This window comes from Streptomyces sp. A0642, from assembly GCF_004795105.1.
Classification (GTDB): domain Bacteria; phylum Actinomycetota; class Actinomycetes; order Streptomycetales; family Streptomycetaceae; genus Streptomyces.
Genome location: NZ_SSBL01000034.1, coordinates 32,733 through 52,872 on the forward strand (window position 1 = coordinate 32,733; position 20,140 = coordinate 52,872).

The 20,140-nt window shown below is 67.2% G+C and carries 17 protein-coding genes and 4 pseudogenes; 7 read left to right on the top strand and 14 right to left on the bottom strand.

Going from position 1 to position 20,140, the window contains the following annotated elements; genetic code table 11:
• The first annotated feature begins 226 nt into the window (after positions 1–226).
• Positions 227–1,219: a phosphotransferase gene (locus E6R60_RS32905; protein WP_136330373.1), complete on the top strand. Its 993-nt coding sequence runs from the start codon at positions 227–229 to the stop codon at positions 1,217–1,219.
• 11 nt (positions 1,220–1,230) lie between these two features.
• A pseudogene (locus tag E6R60_RS32910) lies at positions 1,231–1,374 on the top strand (DNA primase); the annotation flags it as partial.
• A gap of 68 nt (positions 1,375–1,442) precedes the next feature.
• Here the strand turns inward: E6R60_RS32910 and E6R60_RS32915 are convergent.
• The 6 genes and pseudogenes from E6R60_RS32915 to E6R60_RS32935 form a co-directional block, all read right to left on the bottom strand.
• Positions 1,443–1,577 (bottom strand): annotated as a pseudogene (locus tag E6R60_RS32915) (ATP-binding protein); the annotation flags it as partial.
• A gap of 216 nt (positions 1,578–1,793) precedes the next feature.
• Positions 1,794–2,405: a DUF6461 domain-containing protein gene (locus tag E6R60_RS32920; protein ID WP_136330374.1), complete on the bottom strand. Its 612-nt coding sequence runs from the start codon at positions 2,403–2,405 to the stop codon at positions 1,794–1,796.
• Between the two features lie 259 nt (positions 2,406–2,664).
• Entirely contained in the window at positions 2,665–3,381 is a 717-nt protein-coding gene (locus tag E6R60_RS32925; protein WP_136330375.1) for an SMI1/KNR4 family protein, read from the bottom strand.
• 65 nt (positions 3,382–3,446) lie between these two features.
• A pseudogene (locus E6R60_RS32930) lies at positions 3,447–3,801 on the bottom strand (ATP-binding protein); the annotation flags it as partial.
• Positions 3,762–3,899, bottom strand: a complete 138-nt coding sequence (locus E6R60_RS36880; RefSeq protein ID WP_168713715.1) for a hypothetical protein — start codon at positions 3,897–3,899, stop codon at positions 3,762–3,764. The gene E6R60_RS36880 and the pseudogene E6R60_RS32930, both read right to left, overlap by 40 nt.
• Positions 3,900–3,939: 40 nt before the next feature.
• A pseudogene (locus E6R60_RS32935) lies at positions 3,940–4,966 on the bottom strand (YihY/virulence factor BrkB family protein).
• 194 nt (positions 4,967–5,160) lie between these two features.
• Between E6R60_RS32935 and E6R60_RS32940 the strand changes: the two are divergent.
• The gene (locus E6R60_RS32940; RefSeq protein WP_206309577.1) at positions 5,161–6,321 is read left to right on the top strand and encodes a serine hydrolase domain-containing protein; all 1,161 of its coding nucleotides are present in this window, start codon (positions 5,161–5,163) and stop codon (positions 6,319–6,321) included.
• 192 nt (positions 6,322–6,513) lie between these two features.
• Here E6R60_RS32940 and uppS read toward each other — a convergent pair whose 3' ends face one another.
• The 3 genes from uppS to E6R60_RS32955 form a co-directional block, all read right to left on the bottom strand.
• Positions 6,514–9,111 (bottom strand): polyprenyl diphosphate synthase, encoded by a 2,598-nt coding sequence (uppS, locus tag E6R60_RS32945; protein WP_240802777.1) that lies wholly within the window; start codon positions 9,109–9,111, stop codon positions 6,514–6,516.
• 213 nt (positions 9,112–9,324) lie between these two features.
• The gene (locus E6R60_RS32950) at positions 9,325–9,687 is read right to left on the bottom strand and encodes a hypothetical protein (RefSeq protein ID WP_136330378.1); all 363 of its coding nucleotides are present in this window, start codon (positions 9,685–9,687) and stop codon (positions 9,325–9,327) included.
• Positions 9,684–10,337, bottom strand: coding sequence for an ABC transporter ATP-binding protein (locus E6R60_RS32955; protein WP_136330379.1), 654 nt, complete (start codon positions 10,335–10,337; stop codon positions 9,684–9,686). Before E6R60_RS32955 ends, E6R60_RS32950 begins: the two co-directional genes overlap by 4 nt.
• A 647-nt stretch (positions 10,338–10,984) precedes the next feature.
• Between E6R60_RS32955 and E6R60_RS32960 the strand changes: the two genes are divergently transcribed.
• Together E6R60_RS32960 and E6R60_RS32965 are read left to right on the top strand one after the other, a co-directional pair.
• The gene (locus E6R60_RS32960) at positions 10,985–13,270 is read left to right on the top strand and encodes a helix-turn-helix domain-containing protein (protein WP_136330380.1); all 2,286 of its coding nucleotides are present in this window, start codon (positions 10,985–10,987) and stop codon (positions 13,268–13,270) included.
• Between the two features lie 6 nt (positions 13,271–13,276).
• Positions 13,277–13,834: an XRE family transcriptional regulator gene (locus E6R60_RS32965; RefSeq protein ID WP_136330381.1), complete on the top strand. Its 558-nt coding sequence runs from the start codon at positions 13,277–13,279 to the stop codon at positions 13,832–13,834.
• Between the two features lie 759 nt (positions 13,835–14,593).
• Here E6R60_RS32965 and E6R60_RS32975 read toward each other — a convergent pair.
• Complete coding sequence (locus E6R60_RS32975; RefSeq protein ID WP_136330382.1) at positions 14,594–14,884, bottom strand: hypothetical protein; 291 nt, start codon at positions 14,882–14,884, stop codon at positions 14,594–14,596.
• A gap of 48 nt (positions 14,885–14,932) precedes the next feature.
• Between E6R60_RS32975 and E6R60_RS32980 the strand changes: the two genes are divergently transcribed.
• The gene (locus E6R60_RS32980; protein WP_136330383.1) at positions 14,933–15,955 is read left to right on the top strand and encodes a nucleotide kinase domain-containing protein; all 1,023 of its coding nucleotides are present in this window, start codon (positions 14,933–14,935) and stop codon (positions 15,953–15,955) included.
• A gap of 12 nt (positions 15,956–15,967) precedes the next feature.
• Here E6R60_RS32980 and E6R60_RS32985 read toward each other — a convergent pair whose 3' ends face one another.
• Genes E6R60_RS32985 through E6R60_RS33000 form a run of 4 tightly spaced genes read right to left on the bottom strand, consistent with a single transcriptional unit; the run spans position 15,968 to position 18,401 of the window.
• The gene (locus E6R60_RS32985) at positions 15,968–16,756 is read right to left on the bottom strand and encodes a thymidylate synthase (protein ID WP_136330384.1); all 789 of its coding nucleotides are present in this window, start codon (positions 16,754–16,756) and stop codon (positions 15,968–15,970) included.
• A 51-nt stretch (positions 16,757–16,807) separates the two neighbouring features.
• Positions 16,808–17,701, bottom strand: coding sequence for an ImmA/IrrE family metallo-endopeptidase (locus E6R60_RS32990; protein ID WP_136330385.1), 894 nt, complete (start codon positions 17,699–17,701; stop codon positions 16,808–16,810).
• A complete protein-coding gene (locus E6R60_RS32995; RefSeq protein WP_136330386.1) occupies positions 17,698–18,111 on the bottom strand; it encodes a helix-turn-helix transcriptional regulator in 414 nt (137 codons plus the stop codon). Before E6R60_RS32995 ends, E6R60_RS32990 begins: the two co-directional genes overlap by 4 nt.
• Entirely contained in the window at positions 18,108–18,401 is a 294-nt protein-coding gene (locus E6R60_RS33000) for an acyl carrier protein (protein ID WP_240802778.1), read from the bottom strand. Before E6R60_RS33000 ends, E6R60_RS32995 begins: the two co-directional genes overlap by 4 nt.
• Positions 18,402–18,489: 88 nt before the next feature.
• On the opposite strand from E6R60_RS33000, the gene E6R60_RS33005 reads away from it, so the two are divergent.
• Complete coding sequence (locus E6R60_RS33005; RefSeq protein ID WP_136330387.1) at positions 18,490–19,365, top strand: nucleoside triphosphate pyrophosphohydrolase family protein; 876 nt, start codon at positions 18,490–18,492, stop codon at positions 19,363–19,365.
• Positions 19,366–20,140: the final 775 nt, after the last annotated feature.

Sequence of the window (20,140 nt, forward strand, 5' to 3'; positions counted from 1 at the left end):
TGCCCGGGCCGGTCCGAGGTGACCGAGGTGGACGTTCCAGGCCGCGGGAAAGCCGGTGTCGTCGGCGGCCGAGATCGCCGACGGTGTCAGTCCCCAGCGGGACTACCACGGCCATCACCAAGTGGTACCCAGCGACGTGCCGCTGGCGGGGCCTTGTACGTGACAGCCCCTTTTAGGCGACGAATTCGGTTGCCGCTGGGGCGGCGGGTGGGTTGACTGACCGGCTATGAACCTGGCGCAGGCGGCCGAGCGGCTCGGGTTGGGGCGGGTGCTGGATGCCCCGCTGCTGCTCAAAGACGACGAGCAGAGCCCGGTGGGGAAGGTTGCTACTGATTCCGGCTCATGGGTGGTGAAGATGGGCCAGCCCTGGGGTGACTTCTGGCTACCCATGGCTGCCCAGGCAGGGGCGCTTGAAGTCGCCGCGTGGGAGACCGGTGTCGCGATGCCCGAGCCGCAATCGACGATTCTGGAAGAAGCGGGTCTGTGGCGGCCGATCGGTGACGGTTTCTACGCCCGCGCGGTGCGCTTCGTCGAGGGCACGCATCCGACCGCGCCGACGTGCGAACCGTTGGCGGCCTGGGCCGGCGGGCTCGTTGCCCACCTTGCACGGTGCGCGATTCCAGCTGACCCGACCGTCGATGGCGACTACCGATCATACTCCCAGGAAGAGTGGGAGGAGTGGTTCGCTCAGGCCGAACGCCTCGAGGTCCTCAGTGCCGAGCATGTCCGCATCCTCAGGCAGTCGGTGGAGCGGACCGAGGCCATGGTCGAAGATCAGCGGGACCTGGGGCGATCCAAACTGGTCATGCATCGCGATATCCGGCACCAGAACATTCTGACCGGCTCCGGTGGACCGGTGCTGTTGGACTTCGATGCGGCCGGGGCGCAGGACCCGTGGTGGGAACTGGTCTTCACAGCTTTCCATCTCGCCGGCTTCGACCGCGGCCTGGGAGTGCCCGAGCGCCGTATCGTCGATGCGTGCCTCTCCGGGTATGTCGCAGCGGGAGGGGCAGTCGGGGCGGTCGACGAGACGGCGTTCACCGGTATGTTCGCCGGACGCGTGGGAGTGGCGGCCTGGCAGCTGTGGATGGCCTGCGGCCACCGGGGCGGGAGTCCGGAGTACCAGGCCGGCTTCGCTCAGACACTCAGGGAGTCGGTGACGGCGATGGCCATGATGCGCCGGGCTATGCCGACCTGGGCCACTTGGCTCAAGGCGTAAGCGGGCCGAAACTGGACGACACCTTCGGAGATGACGCCGAAGGCAAGGAGATGATCGACTTCCTGCACCTGCTGCTCGGGTATTCGATCACCGGCGACGTCGGGGCGCAGGTCCTGCCCTTTCTCCACGGACAAGGCAAGAACAGCAAGTCCGTTCACCCGAAGCAGATCTCCCCGGCCGTGACCGAGGCATAGAAGTTGGTCCCTGGCCAGCCCGGTGTTGATCAAGCGGCCGTGTTGTCACGTTCGATGGCCGCGAGGTTCTTGAGCCGGTAGCTGGGGCCGTTGATGGAGACGACTTCGCAGTGGTGCAGGAGAAGGTCGAGGATGGCGGTGGCGAGGACTTCGTCGCCGAACATCCCCATTCGCTGAAGAACCGACTCAAAGCCATCGAGCGCGAGACGGAAGTCGCCTGATCCGAGAGCTCACTCCTGCCCCAGCTCCTCACCTGGCAAGATGAAAGCATCGGCTCTGTCGGCATCGTCAACAGGCCCGTGCGCGCCCATCGTGATGGCCGTCGCCCGGCCCTGCGACGTGATCAGCCACGCGAGCACCTGTTCCGTGCCATGGCCGGCTCACCGGATCTCCGCGCTGCCGCAGATGAAAGCGGTGTTCTGGAGGAGTTCCGGTGTGATGCGGACACCGGTCAGGTGCTCAGCAAGGGCGAACGCTGCTCCTGCGGCCGAGTGTTCCGCGGTGTCGGAGGTCTCGTTCCAGAACTGGAAGCCGCAGTGATGCATGGCCTCTAGGAGTTCGTCAGGGGTTGTTCCCCAGCGGCGGTCGGGCACAGCGGGCTCGAACATCAGGCGACCGGCCCTGTCCTGAGCCCACAGGAACGAGTCGAGGCCGTTGATGTTGACGAAGTGCGAGACCCAGCGGGTGCCCGCAGATGCGGGCAGGGCTCTCTCTTCGGTGACGCCGATGTAGCCGACGGGCTCAATCAACAGGGTCCAGTCCCCGACAGTGGTCATGGCGAAGAACTGCCGGGTGTTGTCCGAACGGGCTAGGAGCTCAAAGGCCGCGTCCACTATCGCCTCCACCCCGGTCTGGGAAGGCTCGCTCTGGCCTTGGAGGCGGGCAAGGACGTCCACAGGCGCCAGGTTGTGCACCAGCGTGAAGCAATACGCCTCCGCGAGGTCGGGGAAGCGCTCGTTGAGCCATACGTAGTCGGCAGCAGTTGCAGTCATGGCCAAGATCCTTGCGCATGCCTCAGACATTGGCCGAGAGAAGTGGCGCGGTCGGCGCTGACGGGGCGATTCGCAACTTCCTACGAATGACTGGGACCGGACCCCCATCATCTCGCACGGCAATGGGGGCCAGCCGGCCGCTACTTGCTCTGCACGTTCATCCGTACCTACCTCTGCACATGCGCGTGTACGCCGACAGGTGTGGCTGCGTAGGTCACGAGCAAGAACGTTTGTCGACGCGTTGTGAGAACGAGGGGGGTCAGAGGCTTCGGAAATGTTTGTGAGAGGGAGGAGCGGTCGGGTGGTTCGTGTCGACCCGGTGGTGGTCTTCGTTGGCTGGTGGTTGGGGCAGCCCGATTGGTGCGGACCTCAGCGGGTGACCGTGCAGCTCGCCGCAGCCCTCTTCGTCCCACCACATCCCACCTGTCGCGGTGAGGTAGGGGTGTAGTCCGCGGACGTCTCCACCTACATGAAGTGCCTTCGCGACCGCGTGGAGAAGGCTCGCCAGATCAGGCCAGGAATCGGTGAAGTCACCGCCACCGCTGTGGCCCGCCCAGCCAAGACGCCCCGTGTCAGAACCAGGACGTTGGTCGATGACCTGGGCCGCGCCATCGGCGCTCTCAGCCCAGGGAATCCAGAGGCGGTGCCACCAAGGCTCCTCTTCCCAGGGGCGAGGGGTCAGGCCTTCGTTCTCCGCCGCGACGTCCATGCAGGTCTGCCATTGGTCCACGATGCCGCTCACTGTGAGCGGGGACTGTTCCGGCAGGATCGTTGTCCAGGCGCTCACGCCGTTGTGGCATCGCAGAGATTCAGCGAGGTCATCGGGCAGGCGGGCGCCGAGGATCCGTTCCGCATGGCGGATCTCGTCCGGTGTCGCCGGCGGATTGAGAAGGGCGAAATCGGAGGCCACGTGCGTAGCCAGCCAGGCGTCGATCAGGCGCCAGGACTCCGACGGGGGCAAGATCTGCTGTGCCATGGCGGCATCCTGCCCCACACGTCTGACAAGGCGAAGAGAGGCCCCTGCCGAGTGATGAAGCGAGGTCAGTCAGCGGCCTGCTGTTCGGCGCGGGCGCGGGTGGTGGCGAGGCGGTAGGAGTCGGTTCCGGTCTCGATGGTGTTGCCGCCGAAGGTGAGACGGTCGACGATGGCCGCGCAGAGGCGGGGTCGGTGAACATCTTTGTCCACTCAGAGAAGGATTCGTTGGAGGCGATCGCCACGCTGTTCTTCTCCTCCCGCTCGGTCAGAACCTGGATGAGTTCGGCGCCGCGGCGGTCGAGTTCCATATAGCCGAGCTCGTCGATGCACAAAAGATCAACGCGGCCGTAGCGGGCAATGGTCTTGGTCAGCTGCTTCTCGTCAGCTGCTTCTCGTCAGCGGCCTCGACGAGCTCGTCGACCCCGGCGGCAGCAACTGGCGGGCCCAGGCGGACTCCCGCCCGGCCACCCGTTTGGTCAGCCGATGGCCGACGTTGCGCAGGGACGTGAGGAGTGCCATGCTTCGCCGCCTGCCCGCCCGCGGCCGCGCGACACGGGACTCATTCCATGCGGCGGCAGTCATCATCACTCCACTTCCGAGTGTCCCTGGGCTCGACGTAGGGTTCCTGGTTCTCGGGGTGCCCGCCGGCGATGGCGCGCTGTCGGATCATCTCGGCGTCGAACTCCAGGCCCAGGAGGATCGCCAGGTTCGTGATCCACAGCCAGATCAGGAAGATGATGACGCCCGCGAGAGTGCCGTACGTCTTGTTGTACGAGCCGAAGTTCGCGACGTAGAAGGCGAAGCCGGCCGAGGCGATCATCCAGGTCATCAGCGCCAGGAAGCTGCCGGGGGTGATCCACTTGAAGCCGCGGCCCTTGGCGTTGGGCGCGGCCCAGTACAGGATCGCAATCATGGCCGTCACCAGCAGGACCAGGACCGGCCACTTCGCGATCGACCACACGGTCATCGCCGTGTCACCCACCCCGAGCGCGGCGCCCGCCTGCCGGGCCAGGCCTCCGGTGAAGACCACGATCAGGGCGCTGACCACCGCGAGGATCATCAGCGTGATCGTCAGGGCCAGACGGAGCGGCAGCACCTTCCACACCGGGCGGCCCTCGGGCATGTCGTAGACGGCGTTCGAGGTACGGATGAATGCGGCCACGTAGCCCGAGGCGGACCAGATCGCGACCGCAAGGCCGACGAGGGCCAGGATGGAGCCCACACCGCTGTTGCCCTGGAGCTGCTGCACCGCGTCGCTGATCACGTCACGCGCGGAGCCGGGGGTCAGCTTCTGCAGATTGTCCAAGACCTCCTTGGTCGCGGACTCGCCGGCGACGCCCAGCAGCGACACCAGCACCAGCAAGGCCGGGAAGAGCGCCAGCACGCCGTAGTAGGTCAAGGCAGCGGCCCGGTCGGCCAACTCGTCGTCCTTGAACTCCCTCAGTGTGCCGCGCAGCACCGCCCTCCATGACCGTTTCGGCATCTCCGAAAGCTGATCCGGCCTCCTCATCGGGACCCGCCCTCTCCGGAGCACCCACAGGGGGCTCGCGGTCGTCACGGTGCTCTGGTTTCGGTGTCCGCGTCATGGCTGGCGGCTTTCCACTCGCACCCGCCCCATGCACCGAGAGGCCGGGCGGCCTGAACGGGTCGCCCCACACAGCACACTGGGGAGAACCCGACCATGGGACGTCTGGTTGGCCGGATGGTTCGCCAGACGTGTCGTTCTTAGCGTTGCCTTATGCCGATCATGCGAAGTCGGACCAGTCGTCGGCCAGTGATCATGCTCGCTGTCGCCCTTCTGGCATTAACCATTCCCGCAGAGTCCAGAGCGACGGCACCCGATCGCCTCCTGTCCCGACTGCAGCGTGATGCCGACGCCCTGCGGGAGGACGGTGTTACAGGCGTCTCGGTGAGCCTGGAGACGCCTCACGGGGTGTGGACCGTGCGTAGCGGGGTCGGTGATCTCAGCACCGGGCAGCCTGTGGCCACGGACGGCTACGTGAGGATCGGCAGCACCACGAAGACGTTCGTCGCGGCCACACTGCTCCAGCTCGCCGGCGAAGGCCGCCTGTCGCTGGACGACACGGTGGACACGTGGCTGCCCGGCCTGATCCGCGGCCACGGCAATGACGGGCACCGGGTCACGCTGCGCCAGTTGCTCCAGCACACCAGCGGGCTGCCCGACTACGTCGGCGATGTCGTTCCTGATCTCAGCGCGACCGGTTATGTTGCGCACCGCTGGACCACGTACACCTCCCGGCAGCGTGTGGCCCTCGCGATGAAGCACCAGCCGTCCTTCGGACCCGGTGCCGGCTGGGAGTACTCCAACACCAACTATGTTCTCCTTGGCATGGTCATCGAGGCTGTCACGGGTCATTCCTGGGAGTACGAGGTCCGGGCCAGAATTCTTCGTTCGCTGCGGCTCACCCGCACTTTCACCCCCGGCAACTGGCCATTCCTGCCCGGCCCTCATGCCCGGGACTACCAGCAGTTCGAGCCGGGTGGTGCCATGACCGACACCACGGTCGCCTACCTGCCCTTCGACGCTGATGCCGACGGGTCGATGATCAGTACATCTGCGGACACCAGGACGTTCTTCACGGCACTCATGCAAGGCAGGCTTCTGGCCCCCGCCCAGCTGGCTGAGATGCAGCGCACCGTCGAAGTTCCCGCCGACCGAGGCTTTCCACCGGGTACTCGCGAGGGGCTCGGCCTGTTCTGGACACCACTGTCCTGCGGCGGCGGCTACTGGGGGCACAGCGGCGACGGATTCGGATACCTGGTGTGGCCTGCCACGACCCCGGACGGCCGGACCGTCGTCACGGTCTCCCTGCACAGCCGACCGGGCGATGAAAGCAGCGCCACTCGGCAGATCCAGGACGTTACGGCTCTCGTCGACCGCGCACTGTGCTCCGCTCGTCGATCGCCGGCCTCCACATGAACAGCCCTCGGGCGGGTCCGAGTCGGAGAACGCCCGTGTCGGGGTCGGGATACCGATCCAAATGTGGCATACGCCGGACTGCCCGCAGTGGACCGTCATGCAGATCGAGGTGCCGTGGGGTCCACCTCGAGCGTGAACGGGACGGGGTCGAGGTCCTCGAAGGACAGGGTGGGCGGTACGGGGCACACAAGATCACCTGGTGGATGCTTGTTCATCGCGGTTGGTGGGTGGGGAAGGGGTGGCACCGAAGCGACGGTCGCGGCGGGTGTAGGTGTCGATGGCCTGCCACAGGTGGGTGCGGTCGGTGTCCGGCCACAGGGTGTCGAGGAAGACGAGTTCGGCGTAGGTCGACTGCCAGGGCAGGAAGTTCGAGGTGCGCTGTTCGCCGCCGGTGCGGATGAGCAGGTCCACGTCTGGCAGGTCGGGGTGGTGGAGGTGGGCGGCGAGGTGGCGGGGGGTGATGTCGTCGGGCTGGATGGTCCCCGCGGCCGCTTGACGGGCGAGTTCACGTGCGGCTTGGGTGATTTCGCTGTGGCCGCCGTAGTTGATGCACATGTTCACGGTCAGGCCGGTGCGGTGGCGTGTGAGGTGTTCGGTCTGGCGCAGCGCGTGCACCAGGTCCGGTGGCAGTCCTTCGGGGAGGCCGGACCAGCGCAGCTGGACGTCGCGTCGCCAGACTTCCTCGGTTTCCATGACGAGGCAGTCTTTGACCAGGCGCAGGATGGCCTGGATCTCGGCGGCGGGGCGTGCCCAGTTCTCCGAGGACAGGGTGTACAGGCTGAGGTGGGGCAGGCCGATTTCGAGGGCGCCGTAGATGACGTCCCGCACCGCGAGCTGGCCGGCTTCGTGGCCGGCGGTGCGCGGCTGGCCTTGGTGCGTGGCCCATCGTCCGTTGCCGTCCATGATGAGCGCCACGTGTTGGGGGGCCAGGTGGGCGGGGAGTTGGGGCGGCTGGACACCGCTGGGGTGGGGCACCGGTGGTAGCGGAGGGGGCGTGCGCGCTGTGTCGTGGTGGCCTTCTGCGGGGTGCGGCAGGTGGATGGTGGCAGGAGTGGTGGTAGCGGTCTGGGTGTGGCGGTGCCAGGACCTGGCCGTGCGGAGGCGGCCGCGGGCCAGCGTGAGGTGGAAGCGGACCGGGTTGGCCCGGGAGCGGCTCTGCAGCAGTGCGTGGGGTTTGCGGTCGATGCGGTCCAGTTCGAGCAGGTGAAGGTCGATGACGGTTTGCAGGGCTGCGGCCATGGGTGGGTGCTGGGCGCCGACGGTCGCGGCCTGAGCCAGCCACCGGCGGGCCTGGGCGGTCATGGCATGGACCATGTCGGCATACCGGCCGTCCGCCCGGCCTTGGGCGAGGTCCTCAGGGCTGACGTCGTGCTCGTCGAGCACGGCGGCGGGCAGCCTGACGAAGCTCTCCGCGGCGTCTTCCCGTAGGTCGCGCAGCGCGTCGATGAGGTTGAGCGCGTCGGTCCACACGCGCAGTGCCTGGGCGTCGTCGGGCGTGAAGGCCAAGCCGGGGGTGGTGAGCAGGGCCATCAGGCGCTTCACGCCGAAGGGGAAGGTGAGGGTGTGCCAGTAGGTGTACCAGTCGTCCCAGGAGGTGATGGCGCTCTGGCCTTTGGCGTCCTGGCGGTATACGGCGTTGGCTGCCGTTACTCCGTCGCTCGGCAGGTCCCAAGTCCATACGGCGTGCACGAGGGCCGCGCGCAGGGGGTCTTCGCTGTGGCCTGCCCGCAGATCGGCCTCCAGTAGTCCGCTGAACCGGCTGACGCGTTCGACTCGTTCCTGCCGGTCGAGGTGCTGGGTGTCGGAGAGGTCGTCGATGTGCCGGCCGTATCCGTACATGGCCCAGAACAACGGTCGCAGCCGGCCCGGCAGGAGCTTGGTGAGAGCTGCTTCCACCGGACCCGACCGGTGCATCAGGCGGCGGCAGATTTCGTAGCCGGTGATGACCGTGGTGTCGTGGATACCGGCTTGGCGGTAGATATTCATACGGACCGGGTGCAGTAGACGCAGGGCGATCTGGCGGCCCCGGGGCCTGGTGGCGCGCCCGCCCAGGAGTCTCTGTGTGATGGTGCGCCGGCTGGTGCGGGCGGTGAAAGCGGCCAGGCCGGCGGCGGTCAGTCCTGCCGACCAGCACAGGCCGAGCAACAGGTGCCGCCAGGGGGTGTGGGTGAGGTCGACCGCGGACACGGCGGACTGCATCGCCCCGTAGGCGGGCAGCCACTTCAGCAGTGGACTGTCCGCAGAAGGGTTGGCGACGGGGTTCTGCAGCGTCAGATCGATGAAGCTCAGCATGATGACGGCAAACATCCCCGCCAGCTCACTGCGCAGCAGCGCCGCCAGGAGGATCCCGACGCCCCCGTACGTCAGGGCTCCCACCATGAACGCCGCCGCCAGGACGTCCAGGCGCTCAGGCCGGTAGAAGAAGCACACCCATGCCGTGGCATACGAGGCGGTCAGTGCCGCGGTGAGGAGCAGTACGGTGCTGCGAGCCAGCAGCAGGCAGATGCGCGGGTAGCCGGCGAGCACCATGCGGTGGTCGAATTCCGCGGAGCGGCTGGCAGCGAGGAACATCATGAACCCGACGATCAGCGCGAGGGAGTGCAGCCCACCGGACAGCTGGCTGACCGTGTTGGCACCCAGGGCCACGGGCTGATCGGCCGCGCGCAGGAAGAACCGGACCGGGTCGCTGGGCAGGACCTGGTAGGCGAGCGTCAGCCACAGCGGAACGAAGAAGAGCACCAGGACGAGCGCGAGCCGGTTGCGGGCCTGCTCCAGCGCAGCGTGGCGCACCGCCGTCCCCAGACACCGCCCCCACCACCTCATGCGGCACGCCCGGTGACGCCGCGTCGGGCGGCGGTCGGGGTGCCGTCCTGCGACCGGGGCAGGTGGCCAGGGTTGTGCTGGGTCGTTGACACTTTCACTCCATGAATTCGGTGGGAGGCCGGCTCTGGCCCCAGGGGTGCGCACGGGTGACAGGACACGGTCACTGGGAGAGCACGCCTGTCATGCGGTTCGGTTGTGCACGGCCTGGATCAGGTCGCGCAGCGCGAATGCCGCCGTGACAGGCAGGTGAGCACGGTTCAGGCGTTCCAGGGCCTGGTGGTGGCGCTCTTGGATGAGGTCCTCCACCGCTTGGCGGGCGCCGCACTCCTCCAGCACCCCCTGGACGCGGGCTGCCGTATGGGCGTTCAGATCCGCAGCGCCGCCCGTGCGGAGAAGCAGTTCCTGACCGGCCCGGTCCCGGCGCAGAGCGCAGGCGAGCAGGGCTCCGCCGGAGCCCACGGAGCGGGCAGGCCACAGCAGCGCGGACATGGAACTGGAGGCGTCGTCGCGCACCGCGGTGACCGGAGACTGCCGTCGGCTCATGCGACCCTTCCCGCGGCGCTGCTGTGGTCGACGGCCAGAACGCCGTCCTGGAGCCGGTGCAGCACGTCCAGACGCTCGCGGTCGTAGGCGAGGTGGGAGACGACCACGACCGCCCGGCCCTGCTCCCGCAGCCTCTGAGCGATGTCCCAGAACCGCAGGTAGGTCTCCCAGTCGAAACCCTGATACGGCTCATCCAAGAGCAGCACCTCAGGGTCGTGCATAAGCCCCAGGGCCAGGTTCAGCTTCTGTCGTGTCCCGCCGCTGAGCGTGTGCATGCGGCTGCGAGGGCTCTCGTCGAAGCCCAGCTCTTCCAGCAGCTCCCACACGCGCGCACAGCTTTCGAGCCGGTAGGCGGCCTGGAAGGACCGCACGTGCTCAGCGACCGTGAGTGCCGGGTGCAGCACAGTGTTCTGCGGGCAGTATCCGATCCGCCCTCGGCACTGGACCGTCCCGCTGTCGCCCGCGGCCTGACCCGCCAAAATGCGCAGCAGTGTGCTCTTGCCGGCACCGTTCGCGCCGACGATGCCCAGCAGACAGCCCCGCGGCACGTCCAGGCTTACCCCGCGCAGTACCGGGCGCCGGCCATAAGCCTTACAGACGCCATGGAGACGCAGAAGGGTACCTGCGGACGCCCGGGTTGAATTGTTCACACCATAAGCAACGACTGGGCTGCACGATGGTAGCGCGGTAACAAGCACTCCATAGCTTGCGATCAGCACCCCACGTCCACGGTGCCACCCATCAACCCTGCGAACCCGCTCGCAAAGCCCGCCCCTGGCACCTCCGACACTCGGGTTCAAGCGTGGGCACTCCCCAGATTCCGCGAACCCGCGTGCTTCGCGGAGGCCGGCGCGGAACGGTCCGTCGGATCGGAGGTCGTGGACGAAGGCGGTTACGGCTTGAGGGAAGGCGCGGTGCTGTCCGGAGGTGAGGCGCTTCAGGTGGGGTGGCGAAGTGGAGGCAGGGCCTCGTGGGTGGGCACGGCGAATTCCTGCAAAACAGCCCTGGCGGACCGCTGGCCGTCAGGCGTCCGCATCCGCTCCGGTGCCGTCACTTCTTCTCGGCGAAGAAGGCCACATCACCAGGCCCTGGGCCTTCAAAAACACCTACTAATAGCGCTTTGCAGAGCGGGCAAGTGCCAGCCGCCGCCTCCGACTACGGCAAGCGACTCACTCAGTGTCGTGTTCGCACCCCAGCGGGCGCTTCTCACGCCGCGCAGGAAGTACACGCGTTCTGTACGCAATAGGTACGCTATCCGTACGCTTCATGGGTTAGGGTCTTGCTCAGGAGGGGCTTTATGTCCGAGTTGTTCGACCGGATCGATGCGCTGGTCGCGTCCCGGTCTGTGCTGCCGCCGTCGGCGGAACGCAGGCGGCTGCGCCAGGCGCACGGGCTGACGCTGGACGAAGTGGCCTCAGCCCTGGGCGTGCGGCGTGCGACGGTCGGCGGCTGGGAGGCCGGTAGGACCGAGCCACGGCCGCCGGAGCGCGAGGCGTACGCCCGGCTGCTGGACAAGCTCGCAGAGCTTTACCCCGCCGACCTCAACGCCTTGGCGCCCGTTGAGGACACGGCGGTGCCGGACGTGCGGGGAGCCGCGAACGAAACGAAGGGGCCGCATTCGTCCGTCGGCCCTTCGGCGTCCGCGCCGCCAGCTGAGACCGCAAAGGTCCAGTCCGTATCCACCGGCTCAGCCCCTGCGGGTGCGGCCATGCCGGCAGTCGAGAACACCCGGGGCGCTGCTCCGGCGGCCGCGCCGAGTTCGACGCGCACCACCAGGCCGATGTCGTCGACATCGGGCCGCTCGGGTGCGTCGGAGGCGGCCCCGGCCGCGATCGTAGCGAGCGAGGGGGACTCGCGGTTTGCCAACGGGCCGCTGGCGGTCGTCGATGTCGACGCCGACGGCCATGCACTTGCGTATTGCGTCGGTGGCCTGGTCCTGGACCTGCCCGCCAAGTCCATCCCGGCCCTGGTCGACTGGACGCTCAAGGAAGCCAGGCTCGGGGCGCCGAAGCTGTCCGGGCCAGGCAAAAACGCCGACCCCCTGCTCGTACTCACCGAGGCGGCGCTTAAGCGCTACGGCCTTCCCGTCGCCCTCACGGACGAGGAGCGGCTGGCCGGGCGGATTCCGGAGGGCCACAAGGTCATCAAGCAGCTGGTCCGTGCGGAGTGGAAGCTGACCAAGCGCGGGTTCGGGCCGTGGGCGCGGATCTACCGCCCCGCGACCGGTTCCGAGCGGGCCTGCGTGCAATTGTGCATCCCGTCTTGGAACGCACTGGACACCCGGCACTGGGGCGAGGCCGCCCACCTCCCGCCCGCCGAACTCGCCCGCGTCCTGGGCACGTACGCGTCCCGGGTGATGACGCCGCGCGGTTCGACCGCTGTCACCGGCCTGGAGCTGATGACCGCGCTGCACCCGCCGACACGGGCCTCCGAGCCGGACGCCGACGGCCGGCAGCACTCCGAGCGCAACCCCGGCAGCCTGGGCAAGGACCCGGTCGACTGCGCCCCGTGCGAGGCCCCCGACGGCCACCCGCTCCTCAAAGAGCTGCCGCGCTTCCACGTTCGGGGCCCGGCGGAGAAGTTGTTCGAGGAGGCGTGCGACTGGGCGCGGCCGATGACGGATGCCGAGTGCACCCTGCGGCACCTGGTCGGCATCGACGTGAACATGGCCTTCGCCGCCGGCGCGAACGGCCTGGTCGTCGGCCTCGGCGCGCCCACCCATGTGAAGGCGCCGGTGTTCGACGCGAAGCTGCCCGGCTCATGGCTGGTGGACCTGTCCCATGTGGACCTGTCGCGGGTGAAGGTCGGCAAGGACAAGTGGGCGGACCTGGACGCGAGTCTGCTGCCCTCCCCGTTCACACCCAAGGGCGAGCAACCGCAGGGCCCGGCCTGGTACGCGACCCCCACCGTTGCCTACGCGGTGGAGCTCGGCTACGACGTCGCACCGACCGAGGCGTACGTCCGGTACGACAACGGCCGCTACCTGGACGGCTGGTACCAGCGGCTGCGCGACGCTTTCCTTGCCACGATGGCCGACCTCGGCGTGCACGCGGACCTGGCACCGGCCGACTTCCTCGCGGCGATGGACGGCTGGCGGCAGCCTGACCCGGAGCTCGCGATCGTCGTGGACGCGGTGAAGGCGACGGTGAAGGGCGGCCTGGGCAAGCTGCGCGAGCGACCCCGTGGCGAGGGCTGGAAGCCCGGGCAGCCGTGGCGGGCCCTTGCCCGCCCGACGTGGCGGCCGGACATCCGCGCGGCGGTCATCTCCCGCACCCGGATCAACCTCCACCGCAAGATCGTCAAGCACGCCGCGTACACCGGCCAGTACCCGGTCGCGGTCCTCTCCGACTGCGTCGTATACGCAGCCAACGGCACCAGTCCCCTGGACTTCCTGCCCTACCGGGACGCCAAACCGCTGCCCGGCGGGTTCAAGCTCGGCATCAACCCCGGCCTGGTCAAGCACGAGGGCACCCAGAGCCTCCTGTGGGGCGAGGAGGTCCGCGAACGATTTGACGCCCCGGCACTCAACCTCGCCCGCTACATCAAGGACGGGCAGGTCACGGACAAGGACAGCGGGGAGTAGCAGGCGATGAGCATGTTCGCAGACGGCCTGGACCAGGCGGTGCAGCGGGCGTTCACCCGCCCGGTCCCGAAGTCGGCCGGCGCGCAGATGCGGTACCTGGTCAAGCAACTCAAGGGCACCAGGGCGGTCGCCCAGATGCTGCGGATCTCCCAGCGCACCGTCGAGCGGTATGTGAAAGACCAGATCAAAAAGCCCCGCCCAGACCTCGCCATACGCATGGACCGCGAAGTGAAGGCCCGCTGGCAGCCGCAAGTCCGGGCCAGGGCAAAGGAACGGGCGGCGACGACCGGAGGCATCGTCATCGACACCCGCGCCCGCCTCGGCTACACCGCCCCGATCGGCTCCACCGACCAGGACCGCATCCGGCACCTGACCGTCGCCCTGCCCCCCCACTACGCGGCACGCCTCTTCGAAGCCCAGGAGCAGGGCGCCACCGAGGAGCGCCTGAAGGAGCTCGCGGCTGAGGCACTCAAGGACGTGTACTTCCAGGACGGCGGCCGCCGCGCCGGCAGCCTGGAAGAGGTCCGCTTCACCGACATCGAGCACCTCGACTTCGACCTGTAGATCTCGAACATCCGCGAGCCCCGCCGACAGCAGCAGGCATGGGCCAGAGCCGATCGGCCGCACGGAACTCGCTGTCCACGACAGCGCAGGCGATCTCGCCGCCCGCGTAGGCCATGCGCAGCAGTTCTGCCTTGGTGTGGTCGCGCATCAACTCGTTCATCCACTACGCCCGCGCCCGGCCCCGTGCTGCCTGGCTCTCGCGCTCTTCCCGCGTCACCGTGCCGCCCTGGCCGTGGTCTCCCTGCCCCTGTGCGTCCGACAACGCGGGCCGGACGGAACCGGCCTCAATACTGCCGGACGGGGCAGCCACCGCTGCGGCCTTCGCCCAGAGCACACCCAGGGCAGCGAGGGCGGTGTCCGCGATTGGTCTTTGTGGTCAGCGGATGGCGGTCTGGCCTGCGCTTATCAGTTTGGAGTGGGGAGGTGATGACGTGATGGTGGTGCGTCTGCCCGTTTCAGTTGCTGCGAGCGCTGGCCCTGGGGTGTGTCTGAGCTGTGGGTTTGTCAGTTTGGTGGTGGGGTGATCAGGTCGTGTCGTCTGTGCTGTGCATGGTTCAGGTTCAGTGATCGTTGATATGCGGTGGAGCTTGGACGAGCCGCCTGTGTCTTGGGCTGGTCATGGTGGTGAGGGGCTGGCGCGTTTGGGCTCGAGGTGCCGCTGGCGGTTGGGTGTGGGCGGCGAGAGGGCGGCCGCTCGTGGGCTGAATGGCGGGCGGCATCGGGCCGTTGCGTGGCGTGTCCTGCGGAGGCGGCGGGTCGTTAGGCGGGGGTGGTGCGGCGTGGGCCGGGGGTGCGTACGGCGGGTAGGTCGTCTCGGTCTTCGTCGCCGGCGAGTGTGTCGGTTGGCAGGCGGCGGTAGTGGTGGAGCAGAGCTGCCACTTGTTCGGGCTCGACCTCGATGGCTGCCACCAGCGCGGCCAGTAGTTCGGCGCGGGAGGTACGTTCACCGGCTGCTGCGGCCGCGCGGACCAGGATGTTCAGCCTGCGGTCGATGTCCTCGGGCCAGAGCACTGAAGTTGTGCGGCGTTGCTGATGGCACAGCAGCTCCATGGCTCCTCCTCGGTGACAGCGGGTGTATATCAAATATATATTGCGTGCATGGTGACGCTGCTGCAAGACCGTAAGGCTTCCTCGCGATCGGGCTCTGTGCCGGGAACTGTGCGGGTCGCGGGCCGGGAACTGCGGCCGACGCCGGTCTTCGACACCTACTGGCGATTCGCTTCTGCCCGGCAAGCTGTCTATGAGGCTCGCCTGGCCCGGCGGGCTCAGCCGTGGACCGATGATCCGATCCTGGCCAAGCACCGGTTCACCAACTGCTACCGCGCCGCTGACCGGGTCAGCCAGGCCGTGATCGGCGACGTGATCTACCAGGGCCCGCAGGAGTGGGAGGACGTGTTCTTCCGTACGCTGCTGTTCAAGATCTTCAACAAGGAGTCCACCTGGCGGCTGATTTCGCGCGAGGTGGGGGAGGCGCGCTGGGAGGCGTACGACTTCCGGGCTTACGACCAGGTGCTGTCAGCCGCGTTCGGTCGGGGGGAGCGGTTGTACTCGGCTGCCTATATCGTGCCTCCGCCGCAGTTGGGTGAGGAGCGAAAGCATCGTAACCATCTGCGGCTGCTGGAGAGGATGATGATGTCCAGGGCTCCGGAGAAGGTTCTGAGCGCGCCTACGCTGCGGGAGGCTTACGAGGTTCTGCTGGGCTATCCGGCCATCGGGCCGTTCCTGGCGTATCAGTTCGTGATCGACCTCAACTATGCAGCTGAGATGTCGTTCTCGGAGATGGACTTTGTTGTTCCCGGCCCTGGAGCGCGGGACGGGATCCGCAAGTGTTTCGGTCCGGCGGCGGACGGCATTGAGGCCGAGGTGATCCGGTACATGGCCGATACCCAGGACGAGCACTTCGCCCGCTTGGGGCTTCCCTTCTCCGGGTTGCGGGGACGCTCGTTGCAGTTGATTGACTGCCAGAACCTGTTCTGCGAGGTCGACAAGTACGCGCGCGTCGCCCACCCGGACATCGCCGGCATCAGCGGCCGCAGTCGTATCAAGCAGACTTACCGTTCCTCGACGGCGCCGGTGCCGGCTTGGTTCCCGCCCAAGTGGGGCCTTAACGGTCCCTGTTGACGGGGGTTGTCCCTATGCGGCCAGGATCGGGGTGTCGCTCAGCAGCGGCCGTATGGCGGTGATCGGTCCGTCCAGGTGGGCGTGCCCGGCCACTACGGTCAGCGTGCCGGGGAACAGGTCGGCCTGGTTTGCGATGTAGGCCAGGAGTCTGCCCAGACCCAGGTAGTTTCCGTACGCGCGTTCGAACATGTAGTGGCTGCGGTACAGCGCTGCGGCGTGCACTTGGCCGTCGCGGTCCAGTTGGAAGGAGATGTGGCTCAGACAGGGGAAGCCGCGGTAGAGGTTGTCGCGGTCGGCGGCGTGCACGAGCAGCTCGGCAGGCACGTCGCCGTCGGTGGGGTGTGCGAGGTCAGCTTCGTAGGCGGCGGTCATCGGCCCTTTGCCCGAGGCCTGCTTGCGTAGGCGGTTGATGATGTTGCCGATCTGATCGATGTCGGTCTTCTTCGCGCCGGGATAGGCGACCAGGCGTCCGAAGTAGGTGCCGTGGGTGTTTCCCGGGAACTTCTTCAGCCGCGAGTACATGGCGCGGTATCGGGCCACGAGGTCGGCGTGGTCGGCGGCTCTGGCCGCGAGGCCGGCCGGGAAGAGAGTGCCAGCGACCGTCTCGATCGGCTCGTGACGCTTGCCGAGACGCAGCCGATCCAACTCCTGACGGAAGCCCATGTCGTCGACGGTGGGATTGGTGATACGCACCACCGTGTGCAGGCCTGTGCGTGAGGGGTTGTCCTTGCGGTCCAGAGCGTTGCAGGCGGCGATCCAGGCGCGAGTGACATCACGTCCGGTGACCTCGAAGCTGTTCATGAATCCTCCTAGCGCGGTCGACGGGTCAGCAAGGGGGCCGGCGGCAGAGCGTCAGTCCGGCCAGACGTCGTGCACACCGGCGCGGGGTGCATCACGCACTACCGTCAGCTGCACGGGCTCGTCCAGGCCGGATGCCGACACATCCAGCCCGGCGGATCCACAGAACTCGTCGGTCACCACTACCGCTTCGGCCTCGGGCGCCTGCCCAGCGCCCGTCCAGCGGACCAACCCTTTAGGCACGGAGATCAAGGAGGCCTTGTTCTCCTGGACGATCAGCACATCGCCGACGTCGGCATGCACTTGCTGGAGATGGGAGGCGGCAGTGACGACATGAACATGAGCGTTGGCAGGCAAGGCCGCTCCGCCCACCAGGGAGTTGCGGAGCGCGGCCGGAGAGATCTTCGCCCACTGGCGGGCACGGTCCGCTTCCAGTAGACGAAGATTCTGCATCTGCCGCAGCGTGCCTGTGTAGGAGGTGCCCAGCTCCCTCGCCAGCAGATACACGTGCTCCGGGCTGGTCGGCTGCCCCTGGCAGATCCTTTCGAGCCCTGCCAGGACCGCCGGGCGTGGCATGAGGAACCAGGCGGCGAACGCCTCTGCGGTCTTCTCTTCGTCCGGCCAGCTGCCGTTGCCCCAGCGCAGTGCCGGGCTGAGGTCGTCGTCGGCCGCGCTGCGGTGCCGCAGCTGGTGGTGCCCGAGCTCGTGTGCCGCGGTATGCCGCTGGGTGACGATGTTCAGGTTGGCGTTCAGTAGGACGGCCGGCCCCTTGTCGGCGGGGGAGATGTAGACACCGAACAGGCGCGGCATAGGCTGCGCCATCCCTACGAGGTCGGCCCCCTTCAAGGCCTGGTGCACGGGCACGTAGCGGGTACGGTCAATGCCAAGGTCACGGTGGGCCTGGGCGGCTGCGATTCCGGCGATGCGGTGCGCCACCGTCCAGTTCACCGCCGGTTGTCCTGTTCCGCGGATTCTTCCTGCTCCTGTTCCTTCTCGGCCGCGCGCCGCAGCGAGAGGTACTCGGCGAACTCCATCACCGTCTTCTGGTCGCCGTCGGTCAGCTGGGCCAGCGCGCGCGGCAGTCCCGCCAGGGCGTACTCGCCTGCGTCAGCGTCCTCTTCCTCGGCGAGGAAGTACGTCACCGGCTGCCGGTACAGGCGGGCGAGCTTCTTCAGCTCCAGGCTGTCCACACGTCGCTCACCGCGCTCGATGTCACTGATCGCCGAACGAGGAATGCCGGTGTTATCGGAGACGTACTGCTGCGACATGTTGAGGTAGTCACGAGTCTTCTTCAGCCGCTCGCCGAGCTGGACGAGCTCGGGATCGCGGGTGCGGGCGTCAGAGGGGGAGGGAGTCATGGCTGCTGCCTTTCTGTGATGGCTTCCTGCACCGCGCGGGCGAAGGCCTGCACGGATCGGGTGGCCTGGGCGGACTGGCGGTCGGCCGGGATGGCGATGGAGTAGCGCTCCTCAATACGCGTGAGGATCTCCACGATCAGGAGCGAGTCGACCGGAAGCTCTGCTCCACCGTCCTCGAGCTCGACCCTCATCTCGGGCGTGGTCTTCTCCTGCAGCTCTGCCAGGAACTCGATGACGACCGAGACGATGTCGTCGATGTCCGGTGTGGCGGTACTCAGGACTCCCTCCAATCGTCTGTATTTCCAACGTGGCTGTCCTAGGATACGACAATGTCGGTCGATCCGACAGTGGTGTCCCAAGATCAGACAAGGGTGAGGCATGGACTTCAAGCGCTACCAGCAGGCCGCCATCAAGACCCTCCAACCTCCCGCCGAAGACACCGACCCGGTACTCGTACCTCTCCTCGGCCTCGCCGGCGAAGTCGGCTCTCTCGTCACCGCCTACAAGAAGCGCCTGCGTGACGGGCCTGCCTACGAGCAGGGCAAGCACCAGCTGCGCGAAGAACTCGGCGATGTCCTGTGGTATGTAGCCGCCGTCGCCCACCGCTTCGATCTCGATCTCGACGACATCGCCGCCGCCAGCCTGGAAAAGACCAAAGACCGCTGGCGCCCCACCCCTGACACCGAACACACTCGTTTCGACGCCTACTTCCCCAGCCATGAATGTCTTCCGCGCCAGACCACCCTTACCTTCACGCCCATTCTCCGAGAGGGCCGCACCGTCATCGTCCTCACCCGAGAAGACGGCACCCCTGCAGGTGATCCCCTTACCAGTGCCTCCCACATCGAAGACGACTACCGCTTCCACGACGCCTTCCACCTCGCCCACGCCGCCGTGCTCGGATGGTCCCCCGTCACTCGCTTCCTGCTCGGCCGTAAACGCAAAAGCGACCTCCGCACCGACGAAGCCGAAGACGGCGGCCGTGCCATCGCCATCGAGGAAGGGATCTCAGCCCTCGTCTTTTCCTACGCTGCACGCCACCGCTACTTCGCCGACATCGAGCACATTGACAACGAACTGCTCACCACCATCAACCACATGACTGCTCACCTTGAGGTCAGCGTCTGTCGCGCCGCGGACTGGGAGCAGGCCATCTTCGCCGGCTACACCGCCTGGCGACAGCTGCGTGAACAAGACGGGGGCACCGTCCACCTCGACCTCGACCGGCGCCTCCTTACCGTCGACCCGCTATGACCGAAAGGTCCAGCGGAAGACACCCGCTGCGCATCGAGTGCTGAGGTCCTGAAGCGATACATGTCAGTGCTGCATAGACGAGGGGGTGGGAGCCCCCGCGCCTCCTCGTCTATGCGGATGCTGGTGACTGGCTGGCGGTGTCTGGGTTCGCGGGTGGTAGTGCTCCGGGTGGTGGTTCGGGTGGTGGTTCGGGTGGTGGTTGGGGAGTGGTGGCGGGGGCTGTGGCTTGGCGGTAGTTGATGATTGCTTGGATTCTTTTTTCGGGGTCTGTTATCTGGTCGAGTGTGGCTGCGAATTTCTCATCGACCAGTGTTCCTTTTCGTTGTCGTGAGTGTTCGAGGATGAGGCTGGTGAGGGGGACGGCGAGGTATGCGGCGATGACGATCACTCCGACTGTCCACCAGGGTGCGCCGCCCAGGGCGCCGGCGAGGACGGCGGGGAGTCCGGCCAGGAGGCCGGAGGCAGGGGCGAGGGAGGACGAGTTCATCGCGTGGATGCCCTTCCAGCACGTGACGGCTGGGCCGCCTCATGCCTGAACGAGCCGTGCGTGGACGGCTGGGACGGGGAGAGACGGCACTGGGGTGCCGTGGTGTCAGGGCATGCCGAGGACCGGCGCCGCCGTAGGGCGGGCCGGTGGTGTTTTACGGCAGACCTGTCAGCCCGTTGGGAGACCGGTTCGCTGGTCCCGCAGGGTGTTTTAAAGGCTTTGTTCGACGGTTTTAGCGGAGGTTTTCTTCGGCTTTTTGGGCAGGGTGAGCTATATAGCGTTCGTAAT